The organism is Sphingomonas sp. 10B4 (assembly GCF_035019905.1).
GTDB lineage: Bacteria > Pseudomonadota > Alphaproteobacteria > Sphingomonadales > Sphingomonadaceae > Sphingomonas > Sphingomonas glacialis.
Genome location: NZ_JASJVC010000241.1, coordinates 1 through 325, shown reverse-complemented (window position 1 = coordinate 325; position 325 = coordinate 1). Strand labels below are relative to the sequence as shown.

Genomic DNA, 325 nt, shown 5'->3' with positions numbered 1-325 from the left:
GTAGTCGGGTTTACATCGGTGTTTTTCCTGATCTGGACAGCGCAGCATGGTAAAATCGAGAGCTATCCCATAAGTTGCTGTGCAAGCAAGTTTTTGCCGCGGCGTTTTTCAGAATTTAACTTACCGTTCATAGCATGTCATTCCTGACCAAGATATTCGGCAGCCGTAATCAACGGCTCTTGAAGCAATACCAAAAGACGGTGCGTGACATCAACGCATTGGAACCCCAGCTGGAAGCCCTGTCGGATCAGGCTTTGCAGGCCAAAACGGCGGAATTCAAAGCGCGCGTAGCGGCCGGTGCCAGCCTCGACAGCCTGTTGCCGGA

Annotated in this window: 1 protein-coding gene; it reads left to right on the top strand. The window is 52.0% G+C overall.

What is annotated here, in order from left to right:
- Positions 1-134 precede the first annotated feature (134 nt).
- The coding region (locus QN347_RS19650; RefSeq protein WP_323494373.1) for a hypothetical protein at positions 135-325 on the top strand (191 nt) is incomplete at its 3' end.